17 protein-coding genes and 4 tRNA genes are annotated in these 22,143 nt (G+C 67.8%); 7 read left to right on the top strand and 14 right to left on the bottom strand.

Annotation, left to right across the window (positions count from 1 at the left end; genetic code table 11):
- Positions 1 to 234: 234 nt before the first annotated feature.
- Together AB0H50_RS21930 and AB0H50_RS21925 are read left to right on the top strand one after the other, a co-directional pair.
- On the top strand, positions 235 to 2,682 hold the full coding sequence (locus AB0H50_RS21930; protein WP_357455556.1) for a glycerol-3-phosphate 1-O-acyltransferase: 2,448 nt from the start codon (positions 235 to 237) through the stop codon (positions 2,680 to 2,682).
- Positions 2,679 to 4,187, top strand: coding sequence for an HAD-IB family hydrolase (locus AB0H50_RS21925; RefSeq protein WP_357455553.1), 1,509 nt, complete (start codon positions 2,679 to 2,681; stop codon positions 4,185 to 4,187). The genes AB0H50_RS21930 and AB0H50_RS21925 overlap by 4 nt, the downstream gene beginning before the upstream one ends.
- 243 nt (positions 4,188 to 4,430) lie before the next feature.
- Here AB0H50_RS21925 and AB0H50_RS21920 read toward each other — a convergent pair whose 3' ends face one another.
- The 6 genes from AB0H50_RS21920 to AB0H50_RS21895 form a co-directional block, all read right to left on the bottom strand.
- On the bottom strand, positions 4,431 to 5,150 hold the full coding sequence (locus AB0H50_RS21920) for a polyprenol monophosphomannose synthase (protein WP_357455551.1): 720 nt from the start codon (positions 5,148 to 5,150) through the stop codon (positions 4,431 to 4,433).
- A 251-nt stretch (positions 5,151 to 5,401) separates the two neighbouring features.
- Positions 5,402 to 5,584, bottom strand: a complete 183-nt coding sequence (locus tag AB0H50_RS21915; protein WP_068056091.1) for a hypothetical protein — start codon at positions 5,582 to 5,584, stop codon at positions 5,402 to 5,404.
- A gap of 380 nt (positions 5,585 to 5,964) precedes the next feature.
- Positions 5,965 to 6,041, bottom strand: a tRNA-Phe gene (locus AB0H50_RS21910).
- 58 nt (positions 6,042 to 6,099) lie between these two features.
- A tRNA-Asp gene (locus tag AB0H50_RS21905) sits at positions 6,100 to 6,173 on the bottom strand.
- Between the two features lie 29 nt (positions 6,174 to 6,202).
- Positions 6,203 to 6,275, bottom strand: a tRNA-Glu gene (locus AB0H50_RS21900).
- A 94-nt stretch (positions 6,276 to 6,369) separates the two neighbouring features.
- Positions 6,370 to 7,035, bottom strand: a complete 666-nt coding sequence (locus AB0H50_RS21895; RefSeq protein WP_357455548.1) for a TetR family transcriptional regulator — start codon at positions 7,033 to 7,035, stop codon at positions 6,370 to 6,372.
- Positions 7,036 to 7,885: 850 nt separating this feature from the next.
- Here AB0H50_RS21895 and AB0H50_RS21890 point away from each other — a divergent pair.
- Positions 7,886 to 7,958, top strand: a tRNA-Lys gene (locus tag AB0H50_RS21890).
- A gap of 79 nt (positions 7,959 to 8,037) precedes the next feature.
- Here AB0H50_RS21890 and AB0H50_RS21885 read toward each other — a convergent pair.
- Positions 8,038 to 8,403: a hypothetical protein gene (locus AB0H50_RS21885; RefSeq protein WP_357455546.1), complete on the bottom strand. Its 366-nt coding sequence runs from the start codon at positions 8,401 to 8,403 to the stop codon at positions 8,038 to 8,040.
- A 501-nt stretch (positions 8,404 to 8,904) separates the two neighbouring features.
- Here AB0H50_RS21885 and AB0H50_RS21880 point away from each other — a divergent pair.
- Entirely contained in the window at positions 8,905 to 9,870 is a 966-nt protein-coding gene (locus tag AB0H50_RS21880) for an acyl-ACP desaturase (protein WP_357455544.1), read from the top strand.
- 85 nt (positions 9,871 to 9,955) lie between these two features.
- Here AB0H50_RS21880 and AB0H50_RS21875 read toward each other — a convergent pair whose 3' ends face one another.
- On the bottom strand, positions 9,956 to 10,525 hold the full coding sequence (locus AB0H50_RS21875) for a hypothetical protein (protein ID WP_357456119.1): 570 nt from the start codon (positions 10,523 to 10,525) through the stop codon (positions 9,956 to 9,958).
- Between the two features lie 244 nt (positions 10,526 to 10,769).
- Between AB0H50_RS21875 and dusB the strand changes: the two genes are divergently transcribed.
- From dusB to phoU, 3 genes are all read left to right on the top strand, one after another.
- Positions 10,770 to 11,912: a tRNA dihydrouridine synthase DusB gene (dusB, locus tag AB0H50_RS21870; protein WP_357456116.1), complete on the top strand. Its 1,143-nt coding sequence runs from the start codon at positions 10,770 to 10,772 to the stop codon at positions 11,910 to 11,912.
- Positions 11,913 to 13,019: 1,107 nt separating this feature from the next.
- On the top strand, positions 13,020 to 14,777 hold the full coding sequence (locus AB0H50_RS21865; protein WP_357455541.1) for an LCP family protein: 1,758 nt from the start codon (positions 13,020 to 13,022) through the stop codon (positions 14,775 to 14,777).
- A gap of 239 nt (positions 14,778 to 15,016) precedes the next feature.
- Complete coding sequence (phoU, locus tag AB0H50_RS21860) at positions 15,017 to 15,679, top strand: phosphate signaling complex protein PhoU (protein WP_357455539.1); 663 nt, start codon at positions 15,017 to 15,019, stop codon at positions 15,677 to 15,679.
- A gap of 268 nt (positions 15,680 to 15,947) precedes the next feature.
- On the opposite strand, the gene pstB is transcribed toward phoU, so the two are convergent.
- The 6 genes from pstB to AB0H50_RS21830 form a co-directional block, all read right to left on the bottom strand.
- Positions 15,948 to 16,724: a phosphate ABC transporter ATP-binding protein PstB gene (gene pstB / locus AB0H50_RS21855; RefSeq protein ID WP_357455537.1), complete on the bottom strand. Its 777-nt coding sequence runs from the start codon at positions 16,722 to 16,724 to the stop codon at positions 15,948 to 15,950.
- Positions 16,725 to 16,742: 18 nt separating this feature from the next.
- Complete coding sequence (gene pstA, locus AB0H50_RS21850; protein WP_357455534.1) at positions 16,743 to 17,648, bottom strand: phosphate ABC transporter permease PstA; 906 nt, start codon at positions 17,646 to 17,648, stop codon at positions 16,743 to 16,745.
- Entirely contained in the window at positions 17,648 to 18,622 is a 975-nt protein-coding gene (pstC, locus tag AB0H50_RS21845) for a phosphate ABC transporter permease subunit PstC (RefSeq protein WP_357455532.1), read from the bottom strand. Before pstC ends, pstA begins: the two co-directional genes overlap by 1 nt.
- Positions 18,623 to 18,710: 88 nt before the next feature.
- On the bottom strand, positions 18,711 to 19,823 hold the full coding sequence (gene pstS, locus AB0H50_RS21840; RefSeq protein WP_357455531.1) for a phosphate ABC transporter substrate-binding protein PstS: 1,113 nt from the start codon (positions 19,821 to 19,823) through the stop codon (positions 18,711 to 18,713).
- A gap of 432 nt (positions 19,824 to 20,255) precedes the next feature.
- Positions 20,256 to 21,155, bottom strand: coding sequence for a mycothiol synthase (gene mshD / locus AB0H50_RS21835; protein WP_357455528.1), 900 nt, complete (start codon positions 21,153 to 21,155; stop codon positions 20,256 to 20,258).
- Between the two features lie 221 nt (positions 21,156 to 21,376).
- On the bottom strand, positions 21,377 to 22,138 hold the full coding sequence (locus tag AB0H50_RS21830; protein ID WP_357455525.1) for a response regulator transcription factor: 762 nt from the start codon (positions 22,136 to 22,138) through the stop codon (positions 21,377 to 21,379).
- Positions 22,139 to 22,143 lie beyond the last annotated feature (5 nt).

Genomic DNA, 22,143 nt, shown 5'->3' with positions numbered 1-22,143 from the left:
GAGGTAAGGTTAGCATTACCTCGCCGCCCGGCAGGTGTGCCCGCGACCACACCGCGTTCGCCTCGGCAAACCCCAAGGGCGACACCGGTTGTCCCACCTCCACGGCCGTTCGGCCGCACCGGTCGGCGCTCGCTCTTCGACATACCGAATCGAACTCGCCGCGCGGAGTGCCTGCGCGCGGCGACGCGAAAGGCTTGAATGAAGTAAGCGTCACCTGCGGAGGGAAGAACATCGATGATCGAGCACCGCGGCGGCTCGCCGACGAAGTCAGCTACCGCGCCCCGCTCGGTGGTGGCACTGGTGGACGCCACCTCCGGGGTCGAGCGCAAACTGATCGGCGCCTGGCTCGGCGACGGCGGCATCGCCAAGGAGATCGGCACCGACGCGCCGATCACCCAGCTCGACCTGGACGCGGGCGCGATCGCCGACAGGCTGATCGGGCGGCGCGACGACCCACTGGTGGTGCCGATCCGGGTGCTCTGGCTGCCGCCGGAGCGCGACGGCGTGCGCCGGATGACCTTCGCCGATATAGCGATGCTCACCAATCCCCGCAAACCGCACCGCCTCGCCCAGCGCAGACTGGTGCACAAATCGCCGGACCGGCACGTCATCCTGACCGGACAGCCCGCCCTGCTGAGCGAACTGCGTACCAACAACCCCGAGGCCTCGGCCCTGCACGCGGCGGGAACAGCCGAACCGTTCGCCCGCGCCATTCTGCGCGCCGCGGTCGTCGCGCTGGAGCGCGCGGAGCGCTCCATCATCGGCGACCGCTACAAGGTGCCGCGGTTGGTGACCGAGGAGATCCTCGACTCCCCCGACTTCTTGCGCAGGCTGGAGCTGATCGCCGACCAGATCGGCGCCGATCCACAGGAGGTGTACCGCCGCGCGGAGAAAGCGCTCAACGAACTGGTCGCCGCCCAGAGCAGGCTGGTCTCGGATCTGTTCACCCAGGCCATGCGCCCGGTGCACGCCTCGACATGGAAGGTCGACACCGACGAGTCCGGGCTGGCCGCGCTGCGCGCGCTCAATCGCCGCTATCCGCTGATCTTCCTGCCCTCGCACCGGTCCTACGTGGACGCGTTCGTGCTCGGCGACGTGCTGGCCCGCAACGACTTTCCGCCCAATCACGTGATCGGCGGCGCCAATCTGCGTTTCTGGCCACTCGGTCCGATCGCGCGGCGCACCGGCACCGTATTCATTCGGCGTAGCTTCGGCGACGACGAGGTCTACAAGGCGGTCGTCGAGGAGTACTTCGCCTACCTGGTGGCCAAGCGCTTCAACCTGGAGTGGTACTTCGAGGGCGGCCGCACCCGCACCGGCAAGCTTCGCCCGCCGCGCTACGGCCTGCTCAACTACCTCGCCGCCGCGGTGCGCGCCGACCGCGTCGACGACGTGATGCTGGTACCGGTCTCGATCACCTACGAGCGGCTCAACGAGCTCGGCGCCATCGCCACCGAACAGTCGGGCGGCACAAAGAAGCCCGAAGGGCTGACCTGGATGGCGCGCTACATCCGCAGCCAGCAGCATTCGGCGGGCCGCGTCTACGTGCGCTTCGGCGCGCCTCTCTCGGCGCGCGATCGGCTGGCCGCGCACGGCGACCCGCTCACCCCGCCGCGCGTCTCGATTCCACTGCACCACACCGATTCCGTCGCCGCGCCGATCGCCGACACCGATCCGGAGACCATGGAGCGGGAGCGAAAGGCCGTGCAGCGCCTCGCCTTCGAGATCGCCGTCGGGATCAACAGCGTCACCCCGATCACCGTCAACGCGTTGGCCACGCTGGCCCTGCTCGGCGTCGATGAGCGAGCGCTCACCCTCGGCGAGGTGCGCGCCCTGCTCGCGCCGGTGCTCGGCTATATCGAGAAGCGCGGGCTGCCAAGCGGCGAACTCGACGCGTTGCGCGACGAGCAGAGTTTGGCCGTTGTGCTGGAACAGCTTTCGCTCGCCAAGGTGGTCACCGTCTATCGCGGCGGCTTGGAGCCGGTGTATTCCATCGAGAGCGGCGCGCACCTGGAGGCGGCCTTCTACCGCAACAGCGCCGTGCACTGGTTCGTGAACCGGGCGATTCTGGAGCTGTCGATCCTGGCCGCGGTGGATTCGGGTGCGACCGATCAGCTCCGCACCGGCTGGGACGAGGCCTTCCGGCTGCGCGATCTGCTGAAATTCGAGTTCTTCTTCCCCGACCGCGCGGAATTCACCGCCCAGATCACCGCCGAAGTGCTGCTCGTCGACCCGGATTGGAACTCGCGCAGCCGCAAGGACACCCTCGGCGCCGACATTCTGGGAAAGCTCACCGCGTCCGGATTCATGATGGCCCACCGCGTGCTTCGCTCGTTCTTCGACGCGCAACTGGTGGTCGCCGAGCGGCTGGCCGCGCGGGACCCCGGTGTCGCCATCGACCGCAAGGAATTCCTCGACGAATGCGTGTCGGTGGGTAAGCAGATGATGCTCCAGCAGCGACTGCACAGCCCGGAATCGGTATCCACCGAGTTGTTCGGCAGCGCGTTGAAACTGGCCGACAATCACGGGCTGCTCGCTCCGGTGGCGGGCACCTCGGCCAAGGACCGTGTGGAAGCGACCGCGCGTCGCAACGAATTCGCCGAGCGCCTGCGCGATATCGGGGCGCGGATCGCGCAGGCGGCGGCGCTCGACCCGTCCAACATTCCGGGGGCGGCGCGATGAGCCGAGCCGGCGCACCGCGCAAGTCCGCCGATCTCGAAGGCGGCCATCCGGATTCACCCGCCGATCTACCGACGCTGCTGTCCGCCATCCGATCCGGGCCGCAGGGCCCGCAGATCGCCGCGGTCTTCGACTTCGGCGGCGCTGTCGTCGACGGTTTCGCCCGCCCGCCGCTGTATCGCAGAGCGCTGCGTGGCCGCGGCTCGGGCAGCCTTTCCGCGACGCTGCTCGGCGGCATCCGCAACGGGCTCACCGACGGCGAGTACAGCCGTTTCCTTCAGCAAGCCTCGCACGCGCTGGCCGGACGGACCGAGGACGAACTCGACGAACTCGGCAAGCGACTGTTCCGCCGGGCCATCTACGGCCACCTGTTTCCCGAGGCGTGGCAACTGATCCGGACGCACGAGGCGGCCGGGCACACCGTGGTGCTGACCAGTTCGCTGACGCGCTTCCAGGTGGCGCCCGCCGCCGCGGCGCTCGGCGTCGCGCACGTGCTCTGCACCGAGATGGCCACCAGCGACGGCGTACTCACCGGCTACGCCGAGGGCAAGACGCTGTGGCGGCACGGAAAGGCCGACGCGGTGCGCTCGTTCGCCGCGGCCAACGGCATCGATCTGAGCCGCAGCTACGCCTACTCCGACGGGATGGCCGACGTGCCGCTGCTCGCGCTGGCCGGGCATCCCGTCGCGGTGAATCCGGAACGCAAACTCGCCGCGATGGCGACCGGCAACGCCTGGCCGTCGCTGGCCTTCCGGCCGCGCCAGGCGCCGCGGCCGCTGGACTACCTGCGCACGATCGCGGGTTTCGCCGCGCTGATCGGCGGCGCGGTGTTCGGCGTGCTGGCCAAGGCGTACACCGGGCAGCGCAGGAGGATGGCCGACGCGCTCATGGCCTACGGCACCGGCGCGACGCTGCGGGCGCTCGGTGTGCGCATCCGGGTCACCGGCGCGGAACACGCGCGCACGCCGCGCCCCGCCGTATTCCTCTTCAATCACCAGAGCCAGTTCGACGTGATCATCGTGCCGAACGTGCTCGGCGGCGCGGTCACCGGCATCGGCAAGAAGGAGCTGACCCGCAACCCGCTCTTCGGCCCGCTGATGCGCTTCGTCGGCGTGACCTTCATCGACCGCTCGGACACTCACCGCGCCAAGGCGGCCTTGGCGCCCGTGGTCGAGACACTGCGCGGCGGGCTGTCGATCGCCGTCTCGCCGGAGGGAACTCGTTCTTACACACCGGAAGTCGGACCCTTCAAGAAGGGCGCCTTCCACATCGCCCACCAGGCGGGCGTCCCGGTGATCCCGGTGGTGATCCGCAACGCGGGCGAAATCTCTTGGCGCAATTCGATGATCGCTCGCCGCGGCACGGTGGACGTCGCGATTCTCGCCCCCATCGACGTGCACGACTGGGACCCCGCGGCGATGAACGAGCGGGTCGAGTCGGTACGTCAGCTGTATCTCGAGACGCTGCTGAACTGGCCGGCCGACGTGCCATCCGCAACCCCGCGCTGAACCGTCCGGGGTCGCTGTCCTCGGTGCCCGCCGGCGTACTGCAGGTCGCAGAGGTGGCCGGCTCGGCGCGGTGGCCACCATCGCCACCGTCTCGAGCACGCGTTCACCGTGACACTGTCGATCATGGGGTGGTGTCGGTGCCGTGCACATGGCGAACCTGCGCAAGACCGCGCGATCCCCGAACGCGTCAGAGCCCCGCGTCCATACGGATGCGGGGCTCTGTCGTCTGTCCGAGTCGTGTGATCAGACCGAGCGGCCGAACAGCAGCTTCCACGGCATCAGCGCCGATTCCAGCTGCACCTTCAGGCTCATCTTCGAGGCGCCCTTGGTGCGCTCCTCGAACCGGATCGGCACCTCGGCGATCGAGATGCCCCGCTTGACCGTGCGGTAGTTCATCTCGACCTGGAACGAGTAGCCGTTGCTGCGAATCGAGGCCACGTCGATGGCGCGCAGCGTGTCGGCCTGCCACGCCTTGAAACCGGCGGTGGCGTCCTTCACGCCGAGGCGCAGGATCAGGTTCACGTAGAAGTTCGCCCAGGCCGAGAGCGCTTTGCGGTACCACTTCCACTCCTCGGCGGTGGAGCCGCCGGGAACGTACCGGGAGCCGAGCACGACACCGGCTTCGGTGTCGCGCAGCTTCTCCAGCATGGCCGGAATCACCTCGGCCGGGTGCGAGAGGTCGGCGTCCATCTGGATCACCACGTCGGCGCCCTCGTCCAGCGCGCGGGTGATGCCAGCGACGTAGGCGCGACCGAGGCCGTCCTTCTCGGTGCGGTGCAGCACACCGACCACGTTGGGCAGCTCAGCGGTCAGCTTGTCGGCGACCTCGCCTGTACCGTCCGGCGAATTGTCGTCGACGACGAGGACGTGCAGGTCAGGTACCGGCAGCGCCGTCAGCCGCTCCACCGCAACCGGCAGATTCTCCCGCTCGTTGTAGGTCGGCACAACAACGGTAACCCTCAAGGGTCGCCCTCCCTGCTCACCTGGTCCAGCCAGCAGCCCACGCCGGACCGCCGAGCACTCATTGGATACTGAAGATTCTGAGAAACCGTACTCGATCGACCTGATGGACACCTGAGCGGCCGCATGCGGGAGGCAGGGCATCGCGCGCGGCGGCCCGGACCAAGATCAAGTCGCGGACCTGCGGCGACGGCGAGGGCGCGGGCACTACCGCCCGGCTTCGCGAACGAAATCGGTTGTCGCGCAGGAGGGTGTCAGTCGCCTTCGCGCCAGGATCGGTCGCGCGCGTCCTCGCGTGCGTTGCGCGCACGCACGATTTCCAGCGCGCGTTCGGCCGTGGCCTGGTCCGGGTACGGGCCGATCCGGTCCCGGAACCAGCACTGGCGCCCCTTCTCGGCACGCTGGTGCTTCAAGCAGTAGTACCACCGTTCAGCCATGCTCCCAGCATCCCATTTCGCCCGACCACCCCGTTCGCAATTCGCCGAGCGGAGGGGATCGGACTCGAACGAATAGTCGACGACCAGAACTTCACGAGACCCCACGGATGTCTCTGATGGCGTACGGCGAGCAGACTGCGCGGCCGTGGGCCCGTGCCGACGGCCGGGACTCAATCCTTCGGTAGGCCAACGCCGAAACCGAAGGCGATGACGATACAGCTGACGACGGCCAAGACGGCGATGCTCCACACGAACAAGACATTACGGACGGAGGTGGGCGCCGAGGAGACTTCTGTCACACTCCGGCCAGTATCCGTATGCGCCAACCCGAGCGATGAGCGAAACAAAAAATCCCCCCACCTGGATCGGCGAGGGGATTGTGGTGGCCAGGGCCGGGATCGAACCGGCGACCTTCCGCTTTTCAGGCGGACGCTCGTACCAACTGAGCTACCTGGCCGCAGGCACCCGTTCCGAATGCCATACGCGAAACGCCGGATCGCTCCGGCGCTTACTTGCGACCCTGACGGGACTCGAACCCGCGACCTCCGCCGTGACAGGGCGGCGCGCTAACCAACTGCGCCACAGGGCCTTGCTCTGCTTCCAACGGTCCGAAGACCGTACCCCCTACGGGATTCGAACCCGCGCTACCGCCTTGAAAGGGCGGCGTCCTAGGCCGCTAGACGAAGGGGGCTCGTCCCGGATTCCTCCGGACCGGCTTTCAACGGCTGTCCGTTGGGAGCTCGCATAGCTTATGACAGTATCGGCGTGATTCCCAAATCAGCTGGTCAGAGGCCCAGACCGAGCTCTTCCAGCCGCGCCGAGACACGCCAGCCGTCGACGCGGAACGCGGCGCCCCACTCCGGGGTTGCCATCGCGTCGACCACCACCTCCAGCGCCTCCTGGAAGCGCGAGCGCAGATCGGCCGCGCCACCCATGAGGTCCACCATGTAGCGCTGGCCGGCGAGAGCCGCGGCAAGCGTCCTGGTGAACCGGTCCGGGTCGGCGTCGGAACGCAGCTGCCCGTGCTCGATGGCGCGAACGGCGAGCACCCTCGTCGCGCGGCCGAGGATGCGACTGCCGCCGGATTGCACGTCGCGGTAGAAGTCCGGCTCGATGATCAGGCGGTACTCCGCCTGCACGATGATGTCGTGCTCCAGCCGCAGCGCCATCTCGTCGACCATCCCGTGCAGGGTGTCCAGCGGACCGAGATCCGTTCTGGCGAGCCAGCGTTCGGCCGAGGACCGATACCGCTCCACCGCCGTTTCCAGTACCGCGCGGGCCAGATCTTCCTTGGAATCGAAATGGAAGTACATCGCCCCCTTGGTCGCGCGTGAACCTTCCAATATGCGGTTGAGCGATGCAGCGGCATAGCCGCTCTTCCCGAACTCAACGGCGGCGGACCTGATAATCGCCGCACGTGTCCGGCGGGCCCGCTCTTGCTGCCGTGCCATGCTCGAAACGCCTCCGAAGCCTACTCGTCGCCAATCGGTGCCCCCCATAGGAACGAACCCTTGGCGCGAAGTTATGAGTTTTATCAATACTTCAAACCGGGTTTTCGCCCAGTTTCAAACTTTCGGTACGAAAACTTGCGAAAAACCTGAAACACACCAGCTGGTATAGTTTGCCTGCCTGGGTGCGCCGCAGGGGGTGCGCACCCGGGCAAACATCGTCTTGGATCAGCCTCCTGCGGCATCGACTCCTTGTTCGCCACGATCGGCCGTACCGGTCGCGACACGTTAGAGCACAACAACGATAAGCCGAATTCCAGTTCGCCGGGTGTGGCGGCGATTCTTCCGGAATTCACCAAGGCGTCACCGTACCCGGAATCGCGTTCCGACACGCGGCAAACCGAAGAGTCAGGTAGCCGCCGACTTCGGATATCTGTTACAGCAAACATCGCGCAATCAGAATCGCCTGTTTGCCGGATTCCCGAATTCGCCAGCGTGCCAGCGCCGTTCACCCGAGCCGACCGGCAGGCCGGACGGCAGCCCGCCCTCCGCGCGACCATCGCCCGCGCCGCCCGCGCGCTCCCCCGAGCTTCGGTCTCCCTCCCTCTGCAAATCCAAAGTCCCTGGAAGCCAACATGATTGGATGATATCCAGTTCCCGGAGGAATGAACAAAGCTGGGTGCCAAATGTTTACCCGGCACCATCGCATCGCGCACTTCCCTTGTTACCCCACCCGCGGGCCCGCGTCGAACCACACCGCGCGCACACCCGCCACCCGCCGAACCCCACCCATCCCGACCCGGCGCCGCCCGGCTTGGGGAAACGAACACCGCGCACTACACTTGCCCTTCGCGCCCCTATAGCTCAGTTGGTAGAGCTACGGACTTTTAATCCGCAGGTCGTAGGTTCGAGCCCTACTGGGGGCACACCGCCGCAGGCGCCCGGAACCGTTCCGGGCGCCTGCGGCATTTTCGCAGCACCCTGCGGCGCCGATGCTTCCTTCGACTAATCGCCCTGCGACATTCGCGTTGACCGGATCGTCGCGAGGTTCGGCGGAGCGAGGCCGTCGCGGCCCAGGCGACCTCCGTCAGGTGGTCTGCGGCGAAATGGCAGATCCGCAACGGGCGCCATCTCCAGCCGCCGCGCTCGATCGGCACGATTGCGGACACGATAGAAGGCAGCACGGCTACCCATACTCACCCCGATCCGGTTGGCGTACTTGGGCTGAGTGGATGGATGGCGGCGCAGGCGCGCTTGTTCCGGAGCACAAAGTTCGTCGTCGGGCTGCAACGCGATCGACAGCGTTCTCGGCGGGCTGTTTCGGCGGTGGACGACAGCGGCAGCGTGATCGGACAGGCGCTGGTCGAGCATGGTCCGAGCGCTAACGATGGCGATGGAAGCAGGTGTGCGGCGCGGGGAGCGGAAGCCGCTTCCGGGCGGCAGCGCGCTCGGCGACACCCACGCGGGCCTGCTCAGCGGCAGCGGATGGCGGGCAGGGTGCGGTCGAAAGGCACTGATCGAGAAAGCGGGCGACGCACCGGGCAGCGTGCCCGGCCGGCTTCTCGATGGGTACCCGCCGAGCGCCGCGCGAGGATCGCGGCCGGAGCGAGCTAACGCCTGCGGGCCCGCGCCGATAGACAAGTCGCTGCGAGCGGACGGCCTGCTGCCACCGGACGTGACGCTCGACGCGGCTTACACTCGGATGGTGCGCCGAGCGTCGATGATGACGTATGAAGTGCATCACCGGGCGCCGATTGTCCGCTGTATGCGCTTCGCATCACACCTACGGTGCCGTAAGGTATGGCCGCATCAGCACGGTCTACCCGGGGGGACGACCTGCAAGCGTGCACGCACTCAATGAAGGGCTATTACATGGCAAGGGATCTGACTCAACTCGAGCTGCTCACGGAGTTGGAGCCGGTTGCCGAACAGAACGTCAACCGGCATCTCTCTCTGGCAAAGGAATGGCATCCGCACGACTACGTGCCGTGGGACGAGGGCCGCAACTTCGCGGCACTCGGGGGTGTCGACTGGGACCCGGAGCAGTCCCGATTGAGCGAGGTCGCCAAGGCGGCCATGATCACCAACCTGCTCACCGAGGACAACCTCCCCTCCTACCACCGCGAGATCGCGGAGAACTTCTCGCAGGACGGCGCGTGGGGCACCTGGGTCGGCCGCTGGACCGCCGAGGAGAACCGGCACGGCATCGTCATGCGTGACTACCTAGTGGTCACCCGGGGGGTGGATCCGGTCGCCCTCGAAGAGGCCCGCATGGTCCACATGACCAACGGCTTCGCCTCCCCCACCGAGGCCGACGCGGGCTTCCTGCACTCGGTGGCCTACGTGACCTTCCAGGAACTCGCCACCCGTGTGTCGCACCGCAACACCGGCAAGGTCTGCGACGACCCGATCGCCGACCGCATGCTGCAGCGCGTCGCCGCCGACGAGAACCTGCATATGATCTTCTACCGCAACATGTGCGGCGCGGCCCTGGATCTGGCTCCCGACCAGGCCATCGAGGCCATCACGCTGATTCTGGAGAACTTCCAGATGCCCGGAGCGGGCATGCCCAACTTCCGCCGCAACGGCGTTTTGATGGCCAAGCACGGCATCTACGACCTGCGCCAGCACCTCGAAGAGGTGGTGCAGCCGGTGCTGAAGAAGTGGAGCATCTTCGAGCGCGACGATTTCACCGCCCGCGGCGAGGAAGTGCGCGAGCGGCTCGGCAACTTCCTGGAGAAGCTGAGCAAGGACGTCGACAAGTTCGAAGACCAGCGCGATCGTATGCTCGCCCGCGAAGCCAAGAAGCGCGAACTCGCGGGCGCCGCCGCGATCTGATCGCGGATCGAAAAGCAAGCGCCGCCGCCGGAATAGTTCCGGCGGCGGCGCGCTTTTGTCGGGCCACTATTCAGTTCGACGGCATTCAGTTCAATGGCAATGCGCCGTCGGTTCCGCCGACATCGGTGATCTTCCAGCCGGAGTTCTCGTCCAAGGTGACGTTGTAAGTGACCGTGGTTTGCGCGCCTTCCGGGCTCTGCGCATTCGTCGAACTGACGTTCACGAAGACATTCACCTTGTAGACGCCGTTGTCCTCGGAAACGACCTCGGCGGAAATGGGCGACGCGGTCGACGTCCACTTCAGCGGAACCAGAATCTGCTCCAGCTTGGGCGCCGTCGCGTCGAATTTGTTCGCCAGCTGCGGGGTGGTGTTGGCCTTCAACTTGCCGACCCACGCGTTGATGTCCTGATAATTGACGGTCGCTGCGCCGACCGCGTAATCGGTGGCGACCTGTTCGGCGCGGCGGTCGTCGGCGGCGCGCTGATCTCGTTCGTCGAGATCGCTCTTGGCCGACCACCACAGCACGGCGAACAGCACGGTCAGCACGCCGAGCACGCCGACGGCCGCGCCCCACAGCACCGACGACACCGGAATGGAGACGGTGGCGCCTGACTTCGGGGCGGGGGCTGGAACGTCTTTTTTGTCGAGGCGCACGTCCGACGTGTTCTCACGCTGTTCCGCGGCGGTGGCCTTGTCCTCGCCGGGCGTGCCCGATTCGATGTCCTCGGCTGGCAATGGGTACTCCGATGTCGGTGTGGATACAGCTGACTGTCCCAGACTAAGCCTTCGAGCGCATTCGACCGCGTGTAAGGCCCACGGTTGCCAGTGAATCAGCGCACGTCACGCCACGGTGCTGCCGGGCCGCACGCCCCCTGATGAGACACTGGAACGCGTGACGATGACTACCGAGGCGCCGGCCACGCTGCGGATCGGGCCGTATCCGGTCGATCCGCCGGTGGTGCTCGCGCCGATGGCGGGCATCACCAACCTGGCCTTCCGCAAGCTGTGCCGCGAATTCGGCAGCTCCACCTCCATCTACGTGTGCGAGATGATCACCGCGCGCGCGGTGGTCGAGCGCAACGAGAAGACGCTGCACATGATGTCCTTCGACGAGGACGAGCACCCGCGCTCGATGCAGCTCTACGGCGTCGACCCGGCCACGCTCGGCGAGGCGGTGCGCATCATCGTCGGCGAAGGCTGGGCCGATCACATCGATCTCAATCTCGGCTGCCCGGTGCCGAAGGTGACCCGCCTCGGCGGCGGCGCGGCCCTGCCCTACAAGCGGGCGCTGTTCAGCAGGATCGTGCGCGCCATGGTCGGCGCAGCCGAGCCCGCGGGCGTCCCGGTGACGGTCAAGTTCCGCATCGGCATCGACGACGAGCACCTGACCTACCTCGACGCGGGCCGCATCGCCGAGGCCGAGGGCGCGAAGGCCGTCGCGCTGCACGCGCGCACCGCCGCCCAGCGCTACTCCGGTGAGGCGGACTGGTCGGCCATCGCGCGGCTGAAGGAGGCGGTGACCACCATCCCGGTGCTCGGCAACGGCGACATCTTCTCCTCCGACGACGCGGTCCGCATGATGGCGGAGACCGGATGCGACGGCGTTGTCGTCGGTCGCGGCTGCCTCGGCAGGCCGTGGCTTTTCGGTGAGCTACAGGCGGCGCTGCGCGGCCAGGAATTGCCCGAGGCGCCGAACCTGGGGCGGGTCGGCGAGGTACTGCACCGGCACGGCGCGCTGCTGTCCGATCATCTCGGCGAGGAGAAGGCCATGCGCGATCTGCGCAAGCACATGGCCTGGTATCTGATGGGCTTCCCGGTCGGCGCGGATCTGCGCCGCGCCTTCGCCACTGTGTCCAGTCTCACCGAACTGGGCGACCTGATCGGCAAGCTCGACCCGTCCGCGCCGTTCCCGAAGGACGCCGAGGGACCGCGCGGGCGGCAAGGCTCGCCCGGCAAGGTCGCGCTGCCGCACGGCTGGCTCGACGATCCGGACGATCCCGCCGTACCGATCGCGGCCGACGTTATGCACAGCGGAGGCTGAGCAGGCACGATCCCCGCCGGGGGACGGGCAAACCGACACGCGCCGAAACCTCCCTGGTATCGGCTGTTTTGACACAGGTTTCGCTACCATCCGGTTACCGAACAACTGCGAATTGCAAACGGCTTTGCGGCGTATTCGATCTCGCTCCGGGCTGGCCCGCCGTGGCGGAATCGTTATCATTGGCGAAATCGGTCATGCTGGTTCGAGCTCGGCGCCGGCGGCAGCAAAGACGAAAAGCGAGGTTCGTTGGTGGGTGACGATCGGCACGGGCGTGCGCCAGGGCCCGGAGGTCGCGCCCCGTGGGAGCGCTATTCCACGGCGGAGAACCCCGAACGAGACGGCGCACGGGTGTCCCGGCGCTCCAGGCACACGGATGGCGCTGCCGACGCGCCGCTGACCGTCCAGGATCTGGTCGAGAAGGTCGACAGCGAGCGCATCGGCCGCAGGCGTCGTGCCGACAACGGTGGACGCCCCGATCGCCGCGCCGAGACCGCACCGGCCGCCTCCGCACCCGCACGCCCCGCAGACCCCGCCGCATCGCGGCGCGCGCCCGAGGGACCTTTTCCGCAGCAACACCGCGCGCCAGAAGGTCCTCAGCGCGGAGCGCCGAATACTCCGCAGCGCGGCGCGCCGGAAGGCGCCCAGCGTGCGCCAGAAAGCGCTCGGCGTGGGGCGCCCGACACCAGCCAGCGCCGCGCACCCGAAACCGCCCAGCGCGGCGGGCCGGAAGCCGCCCAGCGTCGTGCACCTGAAAGTGCCCAGCGCCACGCGCCCGAAAGCACGCAGCGCCACGCGCCTGAAAGTGCCCAGCGTCGTGCACCTGAAAGTGGCCAGCGCCGCGCACCCGAAAGCACCCAGCGCCACGCGCCTGAAACCACCCAGCGCCACGCGCCTGAAACCACCCAGCGTCGTGCACCCGAGGGCGCCCAGCGCGGCACGCCGAACGCTCCCCTGCGCAGCGCAGCACAAGCGCCTCCGCACCGCGCCCCGGAATCCACCCCCGCGAAGCCCGCACCGGGTGCCCGCCCCGAGGAGGCCGCGCCGAAGCGTCGAGCCGCGGGGCAGGCCGCACCCGGTCGGCAGGCCCGCCGCGCTCCGTCCGCCGTCGTGGATGACATCACCGGCGCGACGCACGCCACACCGCCGCGCCGCGCCGCCGAACCGGCCGAGCCCGCCGAAGAGGTCACCGACGTACTGCCACCGCTCGACGAGCCGGAGGCCCCCGAGCCCGCGACCGAGAAGTGGCCAACGACCGAGTCCGCCGCGGCGCCCAAGTCCACCACGTCCAAGATCGCGGCACCGCCCAAGTCCGTTGGCCCGCCGCTGACCCGGCTGGCCGCCTCGAAGCAGCGGCGCAACCGGCGGCTCAGGACCACGGGCCGGGTGTCCGCCGCACTGGTCGCGGTGCTGGTGCTGCTGGTCACCGGCGGCGGCTGGAGCTACCTGCGTTCGACCACGAACGGCTTCACCCAGGTCTCCGCCCTCGACGAGAACTCAGAGGACATCGTCGACTCCAATGCCCAGCTCGGCGACGAGAACTATCTGCTCGTCGGCACCGACACCCGTGCCGGCGCCAACGGCCAGCTGGGCGCGGGCACCCTGGACGACGCCGAGGGATCGCGCGCGGACACCACCATGCTCGTGCACATCCCGAAGGCCAGGAACCGGGTCGTCGTCGTGTCGTTCCCCCGCGATCTGGACGTGACCAGGCCGAAGTGCAACGGGTGGGACAACGAGAAGGAGTCCTACACCAACGAGACCTTCCCCTCCGCCATGGGCGACAAGCTCAATGCCGTCTACGCCCTCGGCGGCCCGAAGTGCCTGCTCACCACGATCCAGCGCCTGACGGGCGCCTCGATCAATCACTTCATCGGCATCGACTTCGCCGGTTTCGAGTCGATGGTCGACCAGGTCGACGGCGTCGAGGTGTGCGCGAACAAGCCGCTCGTCGACTCCGTGCTCGGCACCATCCTCGAGCAGCCGGGCAAGCAGCGCATCAACGGCGAGACCGCGCTGAACTACGTGCGCGCCAGACACGTCTACGGCGAGGAGCGCAGCGACTACGACCGCATCAACCGGCAGCAGCGCTTCCTGGCCTCGCTGCTGCGCGGCGCGCTGTCGAGCAGGGTGCTCTTCGATCCGGGCAAGCTGAACGGTTTCGTCGAAGCGTTCCGAAACCACACCTGGGTCGACGCCGTCAAAACCGAGGATCTGCTGATGCTCGGACGCTCGCTGCAGAAGATCGACGCGGGCACCGTCACATTCATCACCGTCCCGACAGCGGGCACCACGTCCTACGGCAACGAGATCCCCCGCGAATCCGACATCAAGGCGATCTTCAAGGCGATCCGCGACGATCAGCCGTTGCCCGGCGAGAAGCCGAGCGCCCAGGACGACGCCCCCGGGCCTGCCCTCACCCCGGCCGCGCCGACGCCGACGAAGTACACGGCGGTCGATCCGTCCACTGTCTCGCTGCTGGTCTCCAACGGCTCTGGAATCGAGGGCCTGGCGCGCACGGCGGCCACCAAACTCGGCAACCAGGGCTTCACGATCTACAACACCGGCAACTACGCCAACGGCACCTCGCAGACGACCAAGGTCCGCTACGCCGCGGGTCTGGAGGCCGAGGCCGCCACCGTGGCCACGTCGATCCCCGGCGCGACGATCGAGGCCGCCGACGATCTCGGCGGCATCGTCGAGGTCGTGGTCGGAGTCGATTCGACGAACGGCGTCACCGTGAAGGCGCCGACGCCGGTCGGTGACCCGATCACCAACATCGTGACGAGCACCTCGACGGACACGGCGCCGACCGTACTGCCCTCGGACTTGGAGCACGTCAACGCGGCCGACGAAATGTGCAAGTAGACGATCCAGCACACCGCAGAGGCTTCGAGAACCAGGTTCGAGCCGAAGGACGTTCTACAGGTGATCGTCTCTGGACTCGCGTTGTGACACCTGTCATGCCGCCCTTCGACCTGGAGCACGTGAATGTCGGCGACGACGCTTGCGAGTGCGTCCGGCCCCAGCTGCGGGGACCCGCAGGCACCGGTCTATTCACCCTCCGTTGGTGACTTGGACAGGGCCGGGAACTAGTGTCTGGTTTTATGCGTGTCATCTACAACGAGCAAATGGCCGATCTCGCCTACCTGCTGGGCGAGATGGCCGGTCTCGCGGGATCGGCCATGGACCGGGCCACCCAGTCGCTGCTGCAGGCCGATCTGTCGCTGGCGGAGCAGGTGATCACCGAGTCGGATCGGATCGCCGAAATGATCACCGATGCCGAGGAGCGGGCGTTCGCGCTCCTCGCGCTCCAAGCGCCGGTCGCAGGCGATCTGCGCCAGGTGGTCAGCGCCATCCAGATCGTGCAGGACGTGAACCGGATGGGCGCGCTAGCCCTGCACGTCGCCAAGGTCACCCGCAGGCGTCATCCGAACCACGCGCTGCCCGAATCGGTGAACGGCTACTTCGCCGAGATGGGCCGCATCGCGGTGAACATGGGTGCGGGCGCCAAAGAGGTGCTGGAGACGCGGGACCCCGACCGTGCCGCGCAGCTCAACCAGGACGACGAGGCGATGGACGACCTGCATCGCCACCTGTTCACCCTGCTGATGGACCGGGACTGGAAGTACGGCGTCGCCGCGGCGGTGGACGTCACCCTGCTCGGCCGCTACTACGAGCGTTTCGCCGACCACGCGGTGGAGATCGGCCGCCGGGTCATCTTCCTCGTCACGGGCGTGCTGCCCGCGGACCCCGACGCCGAAGCCTAGAACGCGCGGCCCGGCGCGCACTGCTGCCGGGCAACAGCAGAGGGCACGCGCGGATCACCCTTCTCGGCCCCGGCGGAGCACGCCGGGGCCGAGCCGTACGAGGCGCGATTAGTTCCTCGCACACTCTTCACACGGTTCACAGACGTTGCAGCCGCTGCGAAGGGTGTGAACCCCGTGCGAGGACACGTGCAGCCACCGGGCGTGCCAACCGGTACAGACGACAAGGGCCCGCGCGATTTCCGCGCGGGCCCTTCGTGTTTCGTGGTTCCTAGCCGAAGCGGCCGGAGATGTAGTCCTCCGTCGCCTTCTGGCCCGGGTTGGAGAAGATCTTCTCGGTGTCGTCGATCTCGATCAGCCTGCCCGGCTTGCCCTGGGCCTCCAGGTTGAAGAAGCCGGTCTGATCACTCACGCGCGCGGCCTGCTGCATGTTGTGCGTGACGATGACGATCGTGAATTCCTTCTTCAGCTCGGTGATCAGGTCCTCGATCGCGAGCGTGGAGATCGGGTCGAGCGCCGAACAGGGCTCGTCCATCAGCAACACGTCGGGCGAGACCGCGATGGCGCGAGCGATGCACAGACGCTGCTGCTGACCACCGGACAGGCCGCCACCCGGCTTGTCGAGGCGGTCCTTGACCTCGTTCCAGAGGTTGGCGCCGCGCAGCGAACGCTCGGCGACCTCGTCGAGCTCCTTCTTGTTGCGCACGCCCTGCAGCTTCAGCCCGGCCACCACGTTGTCGCGAATCGACATGGTGGGGAACGGGTTCGGCCGCTGGAACACCATGCCGATGGTGCGCCGCACGCCGACCGGGTCGACGGTGGCGCCGTAGATGTCCTCGCCGTCCAGCAGCACCGCGCCCTCGACGCGGGCGCTCGGGGTCACCTCGTGCATGCGGTTGAGCGAGCGCAGCACGGTGGACTTACCACAGCCGGACGGGCCGATGAAGGCGGTCACGCTGCGCGGCAACACGGTGAGCGAGACTTCGGCAACCGCGTGGAACTTGCCGTAGTAGATGTTCAGGTCTTTGACGTCGATACGCTTGGCCATCTGAATATCCGTTCGCTTCTATCGGTTCCGCGTGAGCAGCTTGTTGACGACCGCCGCCGCCACGTACAGCAGCGCGATGAGCAGGATCAGCGTGAGCGCCGCGCCCCAGACTCGTTCGCGGCCCGCGGCCTCGGGGTTGGCCAGCTCTTGGTAGATCAGCAGCGGCAGCGAGGCCATGTTGCCGTCGAAGAGGTTGGTGTTGATCGACTTCGCGTAGCCGACGAGCACCAGCACCGGCGCGGTCTCGCCCATGACGCGGGCGAGCGCGAGCAGGGTGCCGCTGATCATGCCGGGCGCCGCGGTCGGGATGACGATCCGCACGATCGTCTTCCACTTCGGGATGCCGAGCGCGTACGAGGCTTCACGCAACTCGTCCGGCACCAGCTTCAGCATTTCCTCGGTGCTGCGCACCACCACGGGCAGCATCAGCAGCACCAGCGCCAGCGACACCGCGAAGGCGCTCTGCGGGGCGCCCAGCGTGGCGATCCACAGCGCGAAGATGAACAGCGCCGCGACGATCGAGGGCACGCCGGCCAGGATGTCGACCATGAACGTGGTGACCTTGGCGAGTCTGCCCCGGCCGTACTCGACCAGGTAGACCGCGGCCATGATGCCGAGCGGCACGGCGATGATCGCCGCGACCGCCGACTGGACGACGGTGCCGTAGATCGCGTGGTAGACGCCGCCGCCGAACTGGTCGGGCAGGATGCCCTTCTGCGACTTCTGCCACCAGTCGGCGGAGGCGATCGCGGTGATGCCCTTGCTGATCACCATCCACAGCACCCAGCCCAGCGGCACGAGCGCGATGCCGAAGCAGGCGGCGACCAGGCCGGTGGCGGTGTAGTTCTTCACCCGCCGGGCGGTGCTCACGTGCCGGAAGGTCGGGGCCTTGACCGGCTGGTCGAACTTCGTCAGCGTTGCCATCAGCCGTTCACCTTTCCGCCTGCCGCGAGCCTGGCCAGCGCGTTGACCACGAAGGTCAGCGCGAACAGCACGAAGCCTGCGGCGATGTAGGCGCCGGTCGGCAGCGGCGAACTGAATTCCGATGCCGCCGAAGCGATCTTGGAGGCGAAGGTGTAGCCGCCGTCGAACAGCGACCAGCTACCCGCCTGTGCCGAGGTGCGCAGCACGACCAATACCGCGATGGTCTCGCCGAGCGCGCGGCCGAGGCCGAGCATCGAGCCCGCGATCACACCGCTGCGCCCGTAGGGCAGCACGGTCATCCGCACGACCTCCCACTTGGTCGCGCCGAGCGCCTGAGCGGCCTCGATGTGCGAGACCGGGGTGAGGTTGAAGACCTCACGCGAGACCGACGTGATGATCGGCAGGATCATCACCGCGAGCACCACGCCCGCGGTGAAGATCGTGCCGCCGCCCGCAATCGAGACGTTTCCGTCGGAGAACAGGAAGAACCAGCCGAGGTTCTCGTTCAGGAAGCGCTGCACCGGCTCGAGCTCCGGGGCGAGCACCAGGAAACCCCACAGACCGAAGACGATGGACGGCACCGCGGCGAGCAGGTCGACCAGCATCGCGAACGGGCGCGCCAACGCCTTCGGCGCGTAGTGGGTCAGGAACAGCGCGATGCCGACGCCGATCGGCACCGCGATCGCCAGCGCGAAGATCGAGCTCAGCACCGTGACCATGAGCAGGTCACGGATGCCGAACCGGAGGTTGTCCGCGTTGGTGGTGCTGAATTCCGTGCTGGTGAAGAAGTTCACCTCGTCGGCCCTGAGCGAAGGCACTGCGCGAATCAATAGGAACAGCGCGATCAACGCGATGGAGGCGACGATGATCGCGCCCGCGGCCGTCGCGAGCGAGTGGAAGATCGCCTCGGCGCGCTGGCTGTGGGGCGGACGGCGCCGGACGGGGGCCGGCTCGGTGTTCGTATCACTCGGCATTTGCGCAGTATCTCCAGCCGCCGACGGGCCCGTCGAGTCCGACGAGCCCGGGGCGGCCACCTCAGGGTGCACGGTCATGGCTGTTCGATCAGGAGATGGCGTTGATCGCGGTGGTCAGGCGGGTCTTGAACTGCTCGGGGATCGGGATGTACCCGCCCTCGTCCAGGCCCTTCTGGCCGTTGGTCACGGCGGAGGTCAGGAACGCCTTGACGGCCTTGCCGGTCTCGGCGTCGCTGTACTTCGAGCACACGATCTCGTAGGTCGCCATCATGATCGGGTAGGAACCCGCGACGGTCGGCTTGTAGAACGAGCTGGTGTCGAGGACGAGGTCGTTGCCCTCACCCTTGATCTTCACGCCGTCGATGGCCTTGCCCGCGGTCTCGACCGACAGCTTCACCGGGTCCTTGCCCGCCGAGGTGACGATCTGCGCGACGGAGAGGTTCTGCGACTTGGCGAAGGACCACTCGTTGTAGGTGATCGAGTTCTTGGTGCTCTTGATCGCGGCCGAGGTGCCTTCGTTGCCCTTGGCGCCTTCACCGACACCGCCGTTGAAGGTCTTGCCCGCGCCCTTGCCCCACGCGCTGTCGGAGGCGGCGTCCAGGTAGAGCTGGAAGTTGTCGGTGGTGCCCGACTCGTCGGAGCGGAAGATCACGGCGATCTTCTCCGAGGGGAGCTTGGCGTTCGGGTTGAGCGCCTTGATCTCGGGCGCGTCCCAGGTGGTGATGGCGCCGTTGAACACCTTGGCGGCGGTCGGGCCGTCGAGCACCAGGTCGGTGACGCCGTCGATGTTGTAGGTGATGGCGATCGGGCCGAAGACGGTCGGCAGGTTCCACGCCGGGGCGCCACAGCGCTCCTGAGCCTTGGCGGGCTCTTCCTTCTTCGAGCTCAGCGGGGAGTCGGAGCCGCCGAAATCGGTCTGGCTGCCGATGAACTCGTTCACGCCCGCGCCGGAGCCGCTGGAGGTGTAGTTCAGGGTGTAGCCGTCGCAGTTGGCCTCGTAGGCGGCGATGAAGCGCTCCATGGCGTTCTTCTGCGAGGACGCGCCGCTGGCCTTCAGCGACTTCTTGCCGCCGCAGGCGACGCTGGTGTTGGCGGCGTTGCTCGTGTCGCCGGTGGTGTTGTCGTCGCTGCCACAGGCGGCAAGGGGCATGGCGACAACGGCCAGCACACCGACCAGGGCGCTGCTGCGCTTGAGATTCACTATTCCTCCGGGAATCGCGTCCGACACGCCCGGTCCCTCACCGGCCCGGGCGGGTGTTGTGGTGCTGTTCGCGGGGAACTTGCGCACCAGGCAGCGGCTGCACTGCCTTTAAGTAACGTAAAGTCGCTCGGTTGACAGTTGGACCAAGCTGAGTGAACGCAAAGTGAACAGCCCGGCGCGATTGGGTCTGTTCTGTGTGACATTTGCCGCAGCTTTACTGGATGGCCCCGCGCGGCCACTTTCGCGCCATGTTTTGTTGGTGCGGCGGTCGGCTTTCGGCGGGTCGACCAGGCTGTCGAGGCGAGCCGGTTACGGCCGCACCCCGGTGATCAGGCCGGATCCGGTTCTCGAGCGGCGCGGGCGCGCGACCTTCGACGAATCCGCCGAACCTGGGTACGGCGGTTCGACGGCCCGCGAGCTCGGCCTGGCAGCCTATTGCGCGGCGTAGGCGACGTCGACGTGAGCGGTGGTGAAGCCGAGGCGGGTGTAGGTGTGGACGGCGGCGGTGTTGTCGGCTTCCGTGTAGAGCAGCACCTCGCGAAGTCCGCGGTCGCGCAGGTAGCGCAGGCCCTCGAGGGTGAGCAGGCGGCCGAGGCCACGGCCCTGGGCGGCGGGATCGATGCCGACGATGTAGACCTCGCCGACCGGAGGATTCTCCTCGTGATGCACCTTGGTCCAGTGGAATCCGAGGATGCGGGAGGTGTCGTCGGCGGCGGTGGCGATGAACAGGCCGTTCGGGTCGAACCACGGTTCGGCGCGGCGGACTTCGATATCGCGCTCGATCCAGCCGCCCTGTTCGGGATGCCAGTGGAAGGCGGCGTTGTTGACGCGCAGCAGTTCGGCGTCGTCGGCGGGGCCGGAATAGGTGCGCAGGACGATTTCGTCCGGCACCGTCAGCTCGGGTAGCTCCGGTGTTGCCAGCGCGCGCCGCATCTGCCACAGCTCGCGCGCCGTCATCAGGCCGAGACGTGCCGCGACCGCCTTGGCCGCGGGCCGATCACCGTGCGCCCACACGCGCGTCCCCGGTCCGCCTTCCGCGAGCGCGGCCCGCACGAGTTCGGTTCCGACGCCGCCCCCGCGCGCCTCGGGATCCACGCCGACCTCCACCATCGCCGGGTGATCCCCGTGCGCCGCAACGAGATTGGCGTACCCTACGATCGCGCCCGCGCGCTCGGCGAGCAGATGCCGCGCCGCGCCCTTCTCGCTCAACGACAGCACGGCCTGCTCGGAGACGGGCGCCACGCCATCGGCGGAAGTGACCCGCCCGAGCAACTCCCGCACCGCCCGCGCGGCGTCGGCAGCCAGCTCGTCGGTCCATCGCACCTCGACCACGACCTACCCCTCTCCGGTACGGCGCCGCCCACGACGCACTGCTGCGGCTCGACGCCGCTCTCCGAAGTCTGTCAGCGCCGCGAGCGGCCGCGGCATTCCGGGGCCGGGTCGAGACGCCAAATCGACGGGAGAGAAATGGTGGTTCTCAGCGCGTGTCGAGCCGCCATTCGACTACCGTCGAATCCATTTCTCGAGCGGCTGCGGCCCTGCGACGCAGCCCCCTACTGCACCGAACCGTTGAGCGGCGTGAGGTTGGAGTCGTCGCCCTCGGTGTCGTCGTCGGGGAACGTGACGGGCTCGCCCTTCGCCGCGGTGCGGGACGGGCGGACCGCCTTGTAGCCGACGTTGCGCACCGTGCCGATGAGCGACTCGTATTCGCTGCCGAGCTTGGCGCGCAGCCGACGGACGTGCACGTCGACGGTGCGGGTGCCGCCGAAGAAGTCGTAGCCCCACACCTCCTGCAACAGCTGGGCGCGGGTGAAGACCCGGCCCGCGTGCTGGGCGAGGTACTTGAGGAGCTCGAACTCCTTGTAGGTGAGGTCGAGCGGGCGGCCGCGCAGCCGGGCGGTGTAGGTGCCCTCGTCGATGACGAGTTCGCCGAGGGTGATCTTGCCGGTGTTCTCGGGGCTCGCGACGCCGCCGTTGCGACCGACGAGCAAACGGAGCCTGGCGTCGAGTTCCGCGGGTCCGGTGCCGGGCAGCAGGATGTCGTCCAGTCCCCAGTCCGCGTTCACCGCGACCAGCCCACCCTCGGTGAGCACGGCGACGACCGGCACCGACGAACCGGTGCTGCCGAGCAGGCGGCACAGTCCGCGGGCGGCGGCGAGATCGGTGCGGGCATCGACCAGCGCGACGTCGGCGGTACCGGCCTCCAACAGTGACGCCACCTCGGTCGGAGCGGGCCGCACGTTGTGCGCGAGCAGCGCGAGCGAGGGCAACACCGACTCGGGGTTGGGGTCAGAGGTCAGCAGGAGCAGCTCCACAAGCC

It is taken from the genome of Nocardia sp. NPDC050793, assembly GCF_040654065.1.
Taxonomy (GTDB): domain Bacteria; phylum Actinomycetota; class Actinomycetes; order Mycobacteriales; family Mycobacteriaceae; genus Nocardia.
This window is presented reverse-complemented; position numbering and strand designations above follow the sequence as displayed.

Bases quoted from the DNA above. Each gene is read 5' to 3' on its own strand.
- AB0H50_RS21880 (WP_357455544.1), top strand. From the start codon at position 8,905: ATGGCAAGGGATCTGACTCAACTCGAGCTGCTCACGGAGTTGGAGCCG.
- AB0H50_RS21915 (WP_068056091.1), bottom strand. From the start codon at position 5,584: ATGGCTGAACGGTGGTACTACTGCTTGAAGCACCAGCGTGCCGAGAAG.
- pstB (WP_357455537.1), bottom strand. From the start codon at position 16,724: ATGGCCAAGCGTATCGACGTCAAAGACCTGAACATCTACTACGGCAAG.
- dusB (WP_357456116.1), top strand. From the start codon at position 10,770: ATGACTACCGAGGCGCCGGCCACGCTGCGGATCGGGCCGTATCCGGTC.
- AB0H50_RS21925 (WP_357455553.1), top strand. From the start codon at position 2,679: ATGAGCCGAGCCGGCGCACCGCGCAAGTCCGCCGATCTCGAAGGCGGC.
- AB0H50_RS21885 (WP_357455546.1), bottom strand. From the start codon at position 8,403: ATGCTCGACCAGCGCCTGTCCGATCACGCTGCCGCTGTCGTCCACCGC.
- pstA (WP_357455534.1), bottom strand. From the start codon at position 17,648: ATGGCAACGCTGACGAAGTTCGACCAGCCGGTCAAGGCCCCGACCTTC.
- pstC (WP_357455532.1), bottom strand. From the start codon at position 18,622: ATGCCGAGTGATACGAACACCGAGCCGGCCCCCGTCCGGCGCCGTCCG.
- phoU (WP_357455539.1), top strand. From the start codon at position 15,017: ATGCGTGTCATCTACAACGAGCAAATGGCCGATCTCGCCTACCTGCTG.
- AB0H50_RS21895 (WP_357455548.1), bottom strand. From the start codon at position 7,035: ATGGCACGGCAGCAAGAGCGGGCCCGCCGGACACGTGCGGCGATTATC.
- AB0H50_RS21930 (WP_357455556.1), top strand. From the start codon at position 235: ATGATCGAGCACCGCGGCGGCTCGCCGACGAAGTCAGCTACCGCGCCC.